Below are 13570 nucleotides of genomic sequence, written 5' to 3'. Positions count from 1 at the left end.
CCCCACATATCCCCATTGGGCTGGGCGCACATTCTACTGACTGGCGAATATCTTTGGCCCAAGGAACCGAAAGCTTAGGGTGTCATTTCGCCCTCAGCCGGAACCGACCCCAACAACAGCTCATAACCGACTGTGTTCATATTTTCGTCAAAAATCGCCTGGCGGGCGACAAAAGAAAACATTGGATACTCCATACAGATGCCTGTAGATATCAAAACCCGGTTAAACAGGTATGTAACCGGTTAATCCCCCAGCATTTTCTCTTACCGAGGAAAGGAAAGCCTGGACGAAAATGGCAAAGACGCATATGGGTCTTACAGAAGGCAGTATCTTTTGTAAACTTCTTAGGGACTTAAGTCAAATCCCATCTACGTTTACAGGGTATTATTGAGCCGGTTTTCTGAAAAAATGTTCAGTTCGCTAAAAAAATAACCCGATTGCCTGCAATCGGGTTTTTGGTGAGGGAAACCCGATTATGACCGAGAGACAACTCCGGCTTTTTCCAGCATAGCGTGTAACAAGACATTTGCCCCGGCCGTGACCTGTTCCGGTGCTGAATATTCTATCTCATTGTGACTGATGCCATCTTTGCAGGGAATAAAAATCATTCCGGTAGGTGCGAGCATACTCATATAAACGGCATCATGTCCGGCACCCGAGACGATATCCATTGAAGAGTAGCCTAATTTTTGGGCTGCACGCCGTACGGCCTCTTTACAATTCGGATGGAAAGGCGCAGCAGGATAATGTGAGACCTGTTGCAGCGTTATGCTCAGTCCGGTTTTTTCAGCGATCTGCGCAATGTACGCTTTCAGTGCCGCATCCATTTTGTCCACATCGGCGTCAGTCATGTTGCGAAAATCAATGGAAAATTTGACACTGCCGGGCACGACGTTACGACTGTTGGGATGCACATGCACCATGCCTACGGTCCCCCGTCCGTGAGGAGCAAACTGCCCGGCAATATTGACCACTTCCTGCATGATATGCGTGGCAACCTGCAGGGCATCTTTGCGCATCGCCATTGGCGTAGGTCCGGCGTGAGATTCCATTCCCGTAACGACACAGTCATACCAGCGAATGCCAAGCACAGCCTGCACAACCCCAATGGTAATGTCCTGGTCTTCAAGGATGGGGCCTTGTTCGATATGGGCTTCAAAGTAGGCGCCGATGGGGTGGTCACCCGGTACAACGTCGCCCGCATAACCAATTTTGAACAGTTCGTCTTTCACCGATTTTCCTTCAGTGTCGGTTGCCGCGTAAGCCACTTCCAGCGGGAAAATACCAGCGAAAACGCCGGAACCCATCATGACTGGCACAAAACGCGAGCCCTCTTCGTTGGTCCAGAAAACCATCTCCACCGGCGCTTCGGTTTCAATACCACGTTCGTTGAGGGTGCGAATAACTTCCAGCGCCGAGAGCACGCCAAAGTTGCCGTCGAACTTACCCCCTGTTGGCTGGGTATCAATATGGCTTCCTGCAACAATCGGCAGCAGGGCGTTGTTACGGCCGGGGCGGCGCATAAAAACGTTACCAATTTGGTCTATTTCGACCGACAACCCGGCCGCTTTACCCCAACTGACGACCAAATCACGCCCCTGACGATCGAGGTCGGTCAGCGTTAAACGGCAGACACCGCCTTTGGGTGTGGCACCAATTTGCGCGAGATCCATTAACGATTGCCACAAACGCTCGCCATCAACCCGCAGGTCACTAATATCAATGCCGTTTGTGTCTGGTGAAACGACTTCACTGCTCATGATTATTTCCTCAATGTCAGGTGATTAGCGGGTAACGGCCTGCGGGGCGCGCTGACGCTCCCATGCTGCCGCTGCGCTGAAATCCGGGCCGAATGCCGGGCGTTTGATATAGCGCCCGGCTCCTTCACGGGCGCGCAACTCACCATCAGCCCATACCAGCTGGCCCTGGCTGATGGTGAAGGCCGGTACGCCGGTGACGGTACGGCCTTCGAAAATATTGAAATCATTACGCGAGTGGTGGGTGCTGGCGGATAGCGTTTTGCTGCCAGCCGGGTCCCAGAGTACCAGGTCTGCGTCAGCGCCCTGTGCTACACAACCTTTGCGCGGATAGATATTGAAAAGGCGGGCGGTATTGGCAGAGGTGATCGCCACGAATTCACCTGGCGTCAGGCGTCCACTGTTGACCCCGGCGTCCCAGATAACTGCCATGCGCTCTTCTACGCCGCCGCAGCCGTTAGGTATTTTGCTGAAATTGTCACGGCCTGCTGCTTTCTGGCTGGCGCAAAAGGTGCAGTGGTCGGTTGCTGTGGTATGCAACTGGCCTGATTGCAGGCCATGCCACAGCGCAGACTGGTGGGATTTATCGCGAAACGGCGGGCTCATAACATGGGCTGCAGCGAAGCCAAAGTCTGGATGGCGATAGACGCTATCATCGATCACTAAATGCCCGGCGAGCACTTCGCCATAAACGCGCTGTCCGCGTCCACGCGCACGGGCAATGGCCTCAGCGGATTCGCGGCACGAGACGTGTACCACGTAAATCGGTACGCCCATGATGCTGGCGACCGTAATGGCGCGGTTAGCGGCTTCGCCTTCCACTTCCGGCGGACGAGAGAGGGGGTGGGCTTCCGGACCGGTGATACCCTGTTTAAGCATCTCTTGTTGCAACAGGTAGACCATCTCTCCGTTTTCCGCGTGTACTGTAGGCATCGCCCCCAGTTCCAGACAACGGCGAAAGCTATTCATCAGGGTTTCGTCATCGCACATGATGGCGTTTTTATAGGCCATGAAATGTTTGAAGCTATTAACGCCTTCTTGTTGTACCAGCGTGCCCATATCCTGACGTACGCTTTCATCCCACCAGGTAATGGCGACGTGGAAGCTGTAATCGGCCGCCGCTTTTTCTGCCCAGCCGCGCCACTGGTGGTAAGCGTCCATCAGCGGTTGTTGTGGGTTGGGAATGACGAAATCGATAATGGTGGTCGTACCGCCTGCCAGTGCGGCAGCGGTGCCGCTGTAGAAATCATCAACCGTGGTGGTGCCCATAAACGGGAAATTCATATGGGTGTGTGGGTCGATGCCGCCGGGCATGACGTATAACCCGCCCGCGTCCACGGTTTCGGTTCCGGCGGGAATATCCCATTGGGATGCATCGCCGACGGCTGCGATGATGCCATCGACACAGAGCACATCGGCACGACGCTGATGGTCCGCGTTGACGACGGTACCGCCTTTGATCAACAGGTTACGCATTCGTTTTCTCCTGTAGTGCTTTGGTTAGTTATCTTCTTTTGCCCTCACCTTTGAGGGAGGGGGGCGGGCCGCACCACCATCAACTAAGCTGGTTGCGCCATCGGGTTATTCGGGTGCGTTGTCCAGTTAGCGTACTGGTCCGTCACAACCTTGCCGGTACGCTTATCCACTTCCCCGGGTTGCAAACTACGCAGTGAAATGCAGTTCTCCACCGGGCAAATCGAGGCGCAGAGGTTGCAGCCGACGCAATCTTCTTCGCGTACCTCGAAACGTCGTTCATCCCCGGTGATGGCGGTAATCGCCTGGTGCGATGTGTCTTCACAGACCAGATGGCAGCGCCCGCACTTAATGCACGACGCCTGGTCGATTACCGCTTTATCCACGTGGTTAAGGTTGAGATAACGCCAGTCGGTGACGCTTGGCAGCGCCATGCCGCGGAAGTCTTCGATGGTCCGGAACCCTTTCTGGTCCATGTAGTTCTCCAGGCCGCTTATCATGTCGCGCACAATCTGGAAACCGTGGACCATCGCGGCGGTACAGACCTGCACCGTTGCGCACCCCAGTGCGATAAACTCCGCGGCATCGCGCCAGGTGGCGATGCCGCCAATGCCGGAAATCGGTAAACCACGGGTCTGGGCGTCACGGCCAATTTCCGAGACCATATTCAGCGCAATCGGCTTCACTGCCGGGCCGCAATAGCCGCCGTGTGAACCCTGGCTGCCGGTGTGAGGTGACATCAACATCTGGTCGAGGTCCACGCCTATCACCGAATTAATGGTGTTGATCAGCGATACGGCATCTGCACCGCCTGCTTTCGCCGCCCTGGCCGGATAACGGATATCGGTGATATTCGGCGTCAGTTTGACAATCACCGGCAGGCTGCAATATTGCTTGCACCAGCGGGTGACCATTTCGATATACTCCGGCACCTGGCCCACCGCCGCACCCATTCCGCGTTCGCTCATCCCATGCGGGCAGCCGAAGTTAAGCTCAATACCATCAGCCCCGGTGGCTTCTACCTGCGGCAGAATGGTTTTCCAGGCCTCTTCTTCGCAGGGCACCATGATCGACACCACAACCGCCCGGTCAGGCCAGCGTTTTTTAACGCGGGTAATCTCTTCAAGGTTGATGGCCAGTGTACGATCGGTGATCAGCTCGATATTATTCAGCCCCAGAATACGTCGGTCGGTCCCGAGCAGGGTGCCGTAGCGCGGCCCGCTGACGTTAACCACGTGTGGATCCAGCCCGAGCGTTTTCCACACCACGCCACCCCAGCCCGCCTGAAAGGCACGCTCCACGTTGTACTCTTTGTCAGTGGGCGGCGCGGATGCCAGCCAGAATGGATTGGGACTTTTGATGCCAAGGAAATCGGTATGCAGATTAGCCATGGGAGTGCTCCTGAAATGAGGTGGCGTTTGCGGCGTCGGAGACAGTAAGGGCCAGCGCGATAGAGCGGGCGGCGAGTTTGCCCTGGCGTACGGCATCGACCGTCAGGTCAAGGCCGCCCGCACAGCAGTCTCCCCCGGCCCAGACGCCAGCCAGCGAGGTGCGACCGCACTCGTCGGTGACAATACGCCCGTGTTTGAGCGAAATGGTTTGTCCGACAGAGGCGCTGTCGAAGGTCTGGCCGATGGCTTTAAGCGCCATGTCAGCTTCAAGCGTGAAGATCTCATCACTGACTTCACCTTCACGCACCACGCTGAACGTTACGCCCGTCAGCTGATTGTTGTGTTGCTCGAAGCGTAAAGGGGCGGCCCACAGTCGTATCGTCACACCATTAAGCTGTGCCCACTGCCGCTCTTTTTCCGAGGCTTTCATCTGCGCTTCGCCACGGCGATACACCAGCGTCACCTCCTGAGCGCCGAGCTTTTTCGCCTGTACAGCGGCGTCGACGGCGGTCATCCCTCCGCCAATCACCACCACTTTGCGGCCAACGGGGAGCTGGCTGAGATCCGCGCACTGGCGCAAATCAGCAATAAAATCCACCGCTTCACAAACGCCTTCTGGTTCTGCATCCCCCGTTTCCAGTTGATTAACCCCCGCTAACCCCAGTCCGAGAAATACCGCGTCGTAGCTGGCTCGTAACTGAGCAAGGCTAAAATCTTTGCCGAGTGTTTTATCCGCATGCAGCGTAATGCCGCCTGCCGAAAGCAGCCAGGCCACTTCCCGCGCGGCGAAATCATCGGTCACCTTGTAGCGGGCGAGACCGTATTCATTAAGACCGCCTGCTTTGCTGCGGGCATCAAAGAGATCCACGCTGTGGCCTGCTATTGCCAGGTGGTGAGCGACAGTTAGCCCGGCGGGGCCGGCACCGATCACGGCAATGCGTCTGCCGGTTTCGGGCCCGCGGACAAACAGAGGTTTACCGGGGTTAGCAAAGAAATGGTCGGTGGCGTGGCGTTGGAGCAGACCGATATTGAGCGGACGACCATCCTGCGCGTTACGCACGCAGGCCTGCTCGCACAAGGTTTCGGTAGGGCAGACGCGGCTGCAGATCCCGCCCAGCACATTGGCGCGTAAAATAACCTCTGCCGCGCCGCGATCGTTGCTTTGGGCAATTCGCTGGATAAAGCTCGGCACATCGATATCAGCCGGGCAGGCCCGGGAGCAGGGGGCGTCAAAGCAGTAATAACAACGTTCTGCTTCAATCACCGCCTGGGTGGTGGTTAACGGGGGGGCGCAGTCCGCAAACTCGCGGGCATACGCGTCGGGAGTCAGCCGTGCGGCCTGGATCCCCCGGGCGTGGCTACCTGAATAGTTGCTCATCATGCTTCTCCTGAATTGTCAGCGGGGTTATCTCTCCCCGCGTTATGAATCCTGACCAGATGGTTAAGTTTTCGCGTAATAACCATGCTAATTACGTGCCATTTGCGACAGCTTTGCCGCAGAGCGCGTAAATTCAGGAGGGCATAAGACCGTTAACACAATGACCTGACTTTTATTGCTATTTTTTGGTGCATTTCGCACCCTGTTTGCTGCCAATTGCTGCATTTTGCAGCAAGGTTTATTCAAGACCGCAGATCCGCCAGACACAACGCAATACATGGTCTGTCGCCCGTTGCTGTGCCATTTCGCTATGCGAGTCATCTCCCAGTACAGCGGCAATCTGGATATCAAAATCCGCATAGGTTTGGGTCATCGACCAGACGGTAAAAAAGAAGTGGGTGGTGTCCATCGCAGAGAGCTTGCCGAGCGCAATCCAGCCATCAAGAATGCGGGCTTTTTCCGCCACCAGTTGTCGAAGCTGCGTTTTTAGCAGTGGATGAACCACCTGTGCCCCTTGCAGGATCTCATTGGCGAACAGGCGGGAGGCTTCCGGGCGGGCAAAACTAAAGCCGATCTTTTTACGGACATACTCTTCGAGCGCAGTTTTGGGATCGGCACTGGCGGAAATGCCTTCCAGCGGCGCCAGCCAGTCGTGAAGAATGCACTCCAGCACACGCAAATAAAGGGTTTGTTTACTGCCGAAGTAGTAATGCAGATTGGCTTTGGGCAGGTCAGCGGCATCGGCAATCTGCTGCATGGTGGCACCGCGAAATCCGTAACGGGCAAAGACCCGTTCTGCGGCGGGCATGATGATTGCCTCGTTATCCTGGCGAATACGCCCTTTTTCCAGCGCGACCTCGATACCACTTAGCAGGCTTTCATTCATGACAGGCTCCAGTGAAATCCGCCGTCCCTGGCGGGGAAGGGTTATTTCAGTTTTGCCGCGGCATCCCAGACGGTATGGGTCATTGCGCTGTCACCCGGATCTTTTTTGATAACCGGGGTATCACCACCACTGTGCAATAAAACATCAATCGTGCGGCGGTAGGCTGCCGGATCGAGATAGCCAATTTTCGGTGTGTTGGCGTTAGTAATCAGCTTCGCCACGTTTTCCATCTGGCGAGTCTGTACTTCTTCGGTGGCGGCGCCGGAAGCATCTTCCGCAACCACGATTTTTGCCGCCTCTTGCGGGTGTTTCACCGCGTAGTCCCAGCCTTTAAATGACGCTTTGAGGAACTTCGCCATTCTGGCGACGAACGCCGGATCTTTCAGGCTGGAGTCCAGTACATACAGGCCATCTTCCAGGGTGGAAACACCCTGATCCTCATACGGGAAGGTGATCAAATCCGCTTCTTTTAAACCTGCGTCGATCAACTGCCAGTATTCGTTGTAGTTCATGGTGGAGATGCAGGCTGCCTGATCCTGCAACAGCGGATCAACGTTAAACCCTTGTTTGAGAATGGTAATATCGGTGCCAGGTTTCAGCCCGAGTTTGTTCATCCAGTTGAAGAAGGGATACTCATTGCCGCCGTACCAGACGCCCAGTGTTTTACCTTTGAAATCGGCAGGCGTTTTAATGCCGCTTGATTTTTTACAGGTCAGCATCATCCCGGAGCGATCGTAAACCTGAGCAATGTTAACCAGCGGAACGCCTGCCTCGCGTGACGCCAGCGCATCCGGCAGCCAGTTGACGATGACATCCGCAGATTTTCCGGCAATCACCTGAACCGGGGAGATATCCGTACCGCCGGGTTTGATCGTGACATCCAGTCCTTCCTCTTTATAGAACCCTTTTTCCTGCGCCACGTAGTAGCCAGCGAATTGCGCCTGTGGCACCCATTTCAACTGCAGCGTCACTTTCTCTGCTGCGTGTGCTGAAAAGGTAAAAGCCACAGACATTGCCGCCAGCAACAACCCCCGGCGAAAAGCGGAACGTTTCTTCATGGGATAACTCCTCGGGTTAGTGTGCATCATCATGTTTTTATGTTGTTTTACTTTTCCGTTGCCATCCCGCGAATCGAGGGATGCCAGAAATTCACGCGGCGATCGAGCCGGACCAGCAAGGTGTAAATCAGCGAACCGGCCAGCGATGAGACCACAATCGCTGACCACACGATGGGCATATGCATCCGCGCTGACTCTGTGGAGATACGAAAGCCAAGCCCGGCGGTCGGCGAGCCAAAATACTCAGCGACAATGGCGGTAATGAGCGCCAGGGTGGCATTGACTTTCAGAGCGCTAAAAATAAACGGCATCGCAGCAGGCAGGCGCAGCATGCGCAACTGCTGGTGGGGCGTCGCGGCGTAGCAATACATCAGTTCTTGTTCGAGCTTGCCACTCGCTTTCAGCCCGGCAAGCGTGCTGACCAGCGCCGGGAAAAAGGTCACCAGAATGACCACGGCAGCTTTTGACGGCCAGTCGAAACCAAACCACATCACAGCGATAGGGGCGACGCCGACCAGCGGTACGGTACTGGTCAGGCTGGCGACAGGGAGCAGGCCGCGTTGCAGAAAGGGAAGTCTGTCGATAAGCAGCGCTACGCCAACGCCTGCGCCACAGCCCAGCAGATAACCCACCAGCACCGACTTGAGGACCGTTTGCACCAGGTCACCCGCCAGCAGAGAGACACCGTCGACGAGCGCAGTGAGAATATCCAGTGGCGCAGGCAGGATGACCTGAGGAACGGCAAACCCGGTGACCAGAATCTGCCAGAACCACAACAGCCAGATGCCGAGCAGTGCGGCGACAGCAGCCGCAGGAACCGATGCACTCGCCAGGCGCTTTACGCTGACGGCGGCAAGCAGCGCCAGCGCGAGGGTGCTCAGGCCATTAAACGGCAGCAGCGCAAGCCAGAGTGCGCTGCCAGCGAGCGCCACCGCGAACAACACGCTACGCAAAGCCGTTTGTGAACAGGCCAGCAGTGAACTGACAATCAGCAAGAGCGCATGAGAACGAAGTCCATTAGAGGTATCGCTCTCTGCGCTTAACTGAATCAGCGACAGCACGCTAACGATGAAGGCAGCGACCAGGAGCAGCGTGCCGGGAATGGGATTTTTTTTCATCATGCCCCCTTACGCTGGCGCATCACCAGACGTTCGGTCAGGGTTACCAGCCCGGTTAAGGCCAGGCCTAATAATGAGGCCATCACCAGCGCAGACCAGATCTGGATGGTATTGCCGTAATAGGAGCCGGTGAGAAGCCTGGCCCCCAGCCCGGCCTGTGCGCCAGTGGGCAGCTCCGCCACCATCGTGCCGACCAGACCACTGGCAATGGCGACGCGAAATGCCGGAAAGAGATACGGCAGAGAAGAGGGCAGACGCACCATCCAGAAGATATCGACACGTCGTGCGGCGTAGGTATGAACCAGTTCCATCTCCATTTTTTGCGGTGAACGCAGCCCCTGAACGGTGGCGATGGTGACCGGAAAAAAGCACAGATACATGGCAATGGTCGCTTTGGGAAGCATGCCCGTCACCCCCAGGCTACCAAGAATAATCAGCACGATGGGGGCAATCGCCAGTACAGGAATGGTCTGCGAAGCGACAATCCACGGCATCAGTGCTTTATCAAGCGTCCGTGAATGGACAATACACACCGCCAGCAGTACGCCCAGCACCACACCCATGGCGAAACCGGTCAACGCGGCGCTCGCGGTAACCCAGGTATGCAGTAATAAGTTACGCGGCGAGGTGAGCGGCCACTGGGTAATGCTGTTCCAGATATCCATGATCAACTGATGCGGCGCAGGGAGCAGCGGACGGGTGGCATTCAGGGAGGCGGCAATCAGGTCACTGCTTGTCCAGGGACCGCGCGGGGTCAGTACGCGGTCGATCACCCCGGAGGCATTCAGGGCGAAGGCCAGCACATACCAGAGGATCAACGCCACCAGTAACACACTGCCGACGGGCAGGACATGGCGTTGCAGACGCTGACTAATGGTCATGATGTCCCTCCACCAGCGCTTCACGCACGTCAGCGGCGAGCTGTAAAAAGGCCGGGGTATCGCGAATCGCCAGCGAGCGCTCGGCGGGAAGCGGCGAGTCAATGACCTTCACAATCCGTCCCGGGCGCGGCGACATCACCACAATTTTGGTCGACAGATAGACGGCCTCGGAAATGGAGTGTGTCACGAAGACCATCGTACGCTGTTCGTTAAACCACAGTTGCTGTAACTGCTGGTTGAGGTTGTCGCGCGTCAGTTCATCCAGTGCGCCAAAGGGCTCGTCCATCATCAGGATTTTGGGCTCAAAACCCAAAGCACGGGCAATCGAGACGCGCTGCTGCATGCCGCCGGAAAGCTGCCACGGATATTTTTTCTCGAAGCCTTTCAACCCAACGCGCGCAAGCTGCTCGCGAGCGATTTCATCGCAGCGCTCCGGCGGTACGCCCTGGATTTGCAGCGGCAGTTTGACGTTGGCCAGCACGGTACGCCATGGCAACAGGACAGGGGCCTGGAAGACATAGCCGTATGCCCCCGCCTGGCGCGCCTCCGAAGGCGTCATATCGTTAACCAGCACTTCGCCGGAGGTGATGGGTTCGAGATCGGCAATAGCGCGCAGTAATGTGGTTTTGCCACAGCCGGAGGGGCCGATGAACGAGACAAACTCCCCCTGGCGAATGGTCAGGTTAATGTCTTTGAGGGCATGAACCGGCTGGTCGGCAGCCGGATAAATCACGTTGGCCTGGTTTACCCTGATGGCAGGCCGTGCGCTGGCGGTTGCCGGTTTTAACGGTACGACCGCAGATTCCTCTGCATAGATCAACTGGCTCATTCCAGGCCTCTCCTGTTTTTTGACTAACTGGTTAAGTTTGTTTCTCTATGCCATTTTTGTGCCAGGCGTTAAAAGGCGTTATTTCGCGCTTTTTGACCGCAAGATAAGGTTTTTTGATGGCTAAATTGGTGCAAATGTCGGCAATGGTGCGTGGTCGTGGGGCAATAAGGTGGGGGAAAGTCAGGCCGGTTTTGATGAAAAAAGAAGCGCTAGCATGCAGGTTACACTCCCCCTTCGCAAAGGGGGAGTGACAGTCCGGGCACAGCGGTGTGGCAGATGGCGTTACACCCCGTATAAGGCAGCGATCAGCCCGACTATTCCGCCTGCGGCCAGCAAAATCAGTGGCGAAAGACGGGTTTTCAAAAACAGGACAATACACACGGCGATCGTGGCGAATTGCAGAACATTGTGTATTACCGCACCGGCGACCAGCGCCCCGCCGGAGATTACCAGGCCAACCGTCAGTGGAACTAACGCATGGTTTAACACGCGTTTCATTTTCTCGTCGGTGTTCTTATTCCATAACGTCACGCACGCCACCACTATTAGTGACGAGGGGATGAACTGGCAAACGGTTGACACCAGCAGCCCGGCGATCCCCGCAACGCGCCAGCCGACCAGTGAGGTAATCATCATATTGGGGCCGGGCGCGGCCTGGGCGAGAGCGAACAGTTCGCTGAATTCCCGGGAGGTCATCCAGTGATGAACATCGACGACCTGGCGTTGCAACTCAGGGATAATGGCATTACCGCCACCGAGGGCTAAAAACGAAAGTTGTAAAAAGATGAAGGCGAGGGAGAACAACGTTGTCATGATCTGTGTTTCCGGTAGCTCAGCACAATACTCAGCGGTACAGCGACCAGTAAGACCGGAAGCAGAGGCAGGCGAAAAACGGCAATGGCAGCAATGATCCCGCCAAGGATGAGCCATGAAGTCAGCGCGCGCGGCATGGAGCGCAAAATTTTCAGGCCGGTTGCGATGATAAGCCCGGCCGCCGCGGCGGAAATGCCTGCGAAGACCGAGGCGACCAGCGGATTGTCATGCCAGAGCAGCCAGATATTGCCGAGACAAACAATAACCAGTAAGGGAGCGGTCAGTAACCCCACCAGTGCGACAAATCCCCCTTTTATGCCATGAAATTCCACGCCGATGGCGACGCATAAGTTCACTGCATTTCCGCCTGGCAGAAACTGGCACAGCCCCAGCAGTTCGGCAAAGCGTTGTTCTGATAGCCAGCGTTTTTTTTCCACCAGCGCCCGGTGCATTAACGGCAGCACCCCGCCAAATCCGGTCACTCCTAACATAAAGCAGGTCTGCCAGAGCTGCCACAATGTTGGTTTAGCGTCGGCAGACGCGAACATATTCTTATTTTCTTGCACAACGACCTACCTTTGATGGCCGGATCCCTGGCACCCGATAACCCATTTGTAATCGTGATGAAATTACAGGAATTTCATCGGCAGAAAAATGATCGCAACCGGGATCCGCAGTGACAGATACGGGAAGAGAGAAAGGATGTGCTGAATTTCATCTACGCTAAGGAGACAGATCAACATTCAGGAGGTGCTATGGCTGATATGAATCGTCGCTGTTTTATGAAGATGCTCTCTGGCGCTGCGCTGACGACCCCCTGGTTGCTTGAGGCGGCGGAAAAGGGGCATTCTGCAGCGGCTTCGGCTTCGGCTTCGGCTTCGGCTTCGGCTCCCGTGACCGGGGCTTTCTTGCTTTCACCAAAAGAGTGGGTACCTAATAATCCTGCGTTGCCAGTATTGCTCTATCGTCAGGTGATTCCAGGGCGGGCAACAGCCCAGGACGCGCAGCAGCTATTTGCGAAAAATGGCTGGCCGCCGCAATGGGTAGACGGGGTGTTTGATTACCACCACTACCACAGTACGGCGCATGAAGTGCTGGGTGTTGTCGGCGGCGAAGCCCGGTTGATGCTGGGTGGTCCGGGCGGTAAGGAATTGACCGTACGGACGGGTGACGTGGTGGTATTACCTGCCGGAACGGGGCACTGTAACCTTGGCAGTAGCGCTGATTTTTCCGTCGTCGGCGCTTATCCGCCAGGGCAGGATTTCGATCTCTGCCGCGATGCTCCTACTGCACAAAGGCTGGCAGCGATTGCCAGCGCAACATTTCCCCATAGCGACCCGGTTTTTGGTGCGCAGGGTTTGCTTTTAGAGCAGTGGCTGTAATCCCGTGTCCAGGAATTTTCTTGTTTTGTGGCGGGGCTTACTGTGGGGTCTACGCTTAAAGCGCATCAGGAATGCGAAGCTCTCTGTGTATGTAATGATGGTCTTCTCTATTGAAAGGCATTGTTGAATAAAAGGTTTTGGACATGTTCGGCCAGCTCACGCGAGCTGGCTTTTTTTTGTTCATTTAATGCTATTTTTTGGAACTTTTTGGAAATCATGATCGCCGTCATAATTCTGAAAAACTGGCATGATCTGCTTATTGCCAGGAATTTTCTGATGGACTACTATGGCCTCACCCCCAGACAGAACTAACGCCACAATAAATAGTGAGTGCCGGAGATAAGCGCCGGGAGGGTAAGTAAAATTGAAGTATTTGCTCGATTTAAAACACCAGGCCCTGGCATCTGCCAGGGCTTAATCGTTTTTAGCGCCGGTATTTTCTTCTTTCTGCCCGTTCCGTTATCTCCCTTCGATCGCCGGTGATGCTGCCAACTTACTGATTTAGTGTATGATGGTGTTTTTGAGGTGCTCCAGTGGCTTCTGTTTCTATCAGCTGTCCCTCCTGTTCAGCTACTGACGGGGTGGTGCGTAACGGCAAAAGCAC

13 protein-coding genes are annotated in these 13570 nt (G+C 55.7%); 2 read left to right on the top strand and 11 right to left on the bottom strand.

Annotated elements, in window-relative coordinates:
- Positions 1–473: 473 nt before the first annotated feature.
- From AC6CWS_RS25970 to AC6CWS_RS25920, 11 genes are all read right to left on the bottom strand, one after another.
- Positions 474–1760 carry a Zn-dependent hydrolase gene (locus AC6CWS_RS25970; RefSeq protein WP_064180975.1) on the bottom strand — a complete coding sequence of 429 codons (1287 nt, stop codon included), beginning with the start codon at positions 1758–1760 and terminating at the stop codon, positions 474–476.
- A gap of 24 nt (positions 1761–1784) precedes the next feature.
- Positions 1785–3233: a dihydropyrimidinase gene (gene hydA / locus AC6CWS_RS25965; protein WP_064180976.1), complete on the bottom strand. Its 1449-nt coding sequence runs from the start codon at positions 3231–3233 to the stop codon at positions 1785–1787.
- 83 nt (positions 3234–3316) lie between these two features.
- Positions 3317–4621 carry an NAD-dependent dihydropyrimidine dehydrogenase subunit PreA gene (gene preA, locus AC6CWS_RS25960; protein WP_064180977.1) on the bottom strand — a complete coding sequence of 435 codons (1305 nt, stop codon included), beginning with the start codon at positions 4619–4621 and terminating at the stop codon, positions 3317–3319.
- A complete protein-coding gene (locus AC6CWS_RS25955) occupies positions 4614–6002 on the bottom strand; it encodes an NAD(P)-dependent oxidoreductase (RefSeq protein WP_087794593.1) in 1389 nt (462 codons plus the stop codon). Before AC6CWS_RS25955 ends, preA begins: the two co-directional genes overlap by 8 nt.
- Before the next feature lie 235 nt (positions 6003–6237).
- Positions 6238–6885, bottom strand: a complete 648-nt coding sequence (locus tag AC6CWS_RS25950) for a TetR family transcriptional regulator C-terminal domain-containing protein (RefSeq protein WP_064180979.1) — start codon at positions 6883–6885, stop codon at positions 6238–6240.
- Positions 6886–6926: 41 nt separating this feature from the next.
- Complete coding sequence (locus AC6CWS_RS25945) at positions 6927–7943, bottom strand: ABC transporter substrate-binding protein (protein ID WP_064180980.1); 1017 nt, start codon at positions 7941–7943, stop codon at positions 6927–6929.
- A gap of 47 nt (positions 7944–7990) precedes the next feature.
- On the bottom strand, positions 7991–9061 hold the full coding sequence (locus AC6CWS_RS25940) for an ABC transporter permease (RefSeq protein ID WP_064180981.1): 1071 nt from the start codon (positions 9059–9061) through the stop codon (positions 7991–7993).
- Positions 9061–9942 carry an ABC transporter permease gene (locus AC6CWS_RS25935; protein ID WP_077268274.1) on the bottom strand — a complete coding sequence of 294 codons (882 nt, stop codon included), beginning with the start codon at positions 9940–9942 and terminating at the stop codon, positions 9061–9063. Before AC6CWS_RS25935 ends, AC6CWS_RS25940 begins: the two co-directional genes overlap by 1 nt.
- Positions 9932–10771 (bottom strand): ABC transporter ATP-binding protein, encoded by an 840-nt coding sequence (locus AC6CWS_RS25930; protein WP_064180982.1) that lies wholly within the window; start codon positions 10769–10771, stop codon positions 9932–9934. The genes AC6CWS_RS25935 and AC6CWS_RS25930 overlap by 11 nt, the downstream gene beginning before the upstream one ends.
- A gap of 282 nt (positions 10772–11053) precedes the next feature.
- The gene (locus AC6CWS_RS25925) at positions 11054–11584 is read right to left on the bottom strand and encodes a chromate transporter (protein WP_064180983.1); all 531 of its coding nucleotides are present in this window, start codon (positions 11582–11584) and stop codon (positions 11054–11056) included.
- On the bottom strand, positions 11581–12132 hold the full coding sequence (locus tag AC6CWS_RS25920) for a chromate transporter (RefSeq protein WP_124989595.1): 552 nt from the start codon (positions 12130–12132) through the stop codon (positions 11581–11583). The genes AC6CWS_RS25925 and AC6CWS_RS25920 overlap by 4 nt, the downstream gene beginning before the upstream one ends.
- 207 nt (positions 12133–12339) lie before the next feature.
- Here AC6CWS_RS25920 and AC6CWS_RS25915 point away from each other — a divergent pair, with 207 nt between their 5' ends.
- The gene (locus AC6CWS_RS25915; RefSeq protein ID WP_202974771.1) at positions 12340–12966 is read left to right on the top strand and encodes a cupin domain-containing protein; all 627 of its coding nucleotides are present in this window, start codon (positions 12340–12342) and stop codon (positions 12964–12966) included.
- Between the two features lie 533 nt (positions 12967–13499).
- Positions 13500–13570: IS1 family transposase (locus tag AC6CWS_RS25910; RefSeq protein ID WP_001568368.1), on the top strand; the 71-nt coding region annotated here is incomplete at its 3' end.

Source organism: Klebsiella sp. M041 (genome assembly GCF_059759695.1).
The sequence above is the reverse complement of the archived record's forward strand: the minus strand, read 5'-3'. Positions and strand labels throughout refer to the sequence as shown.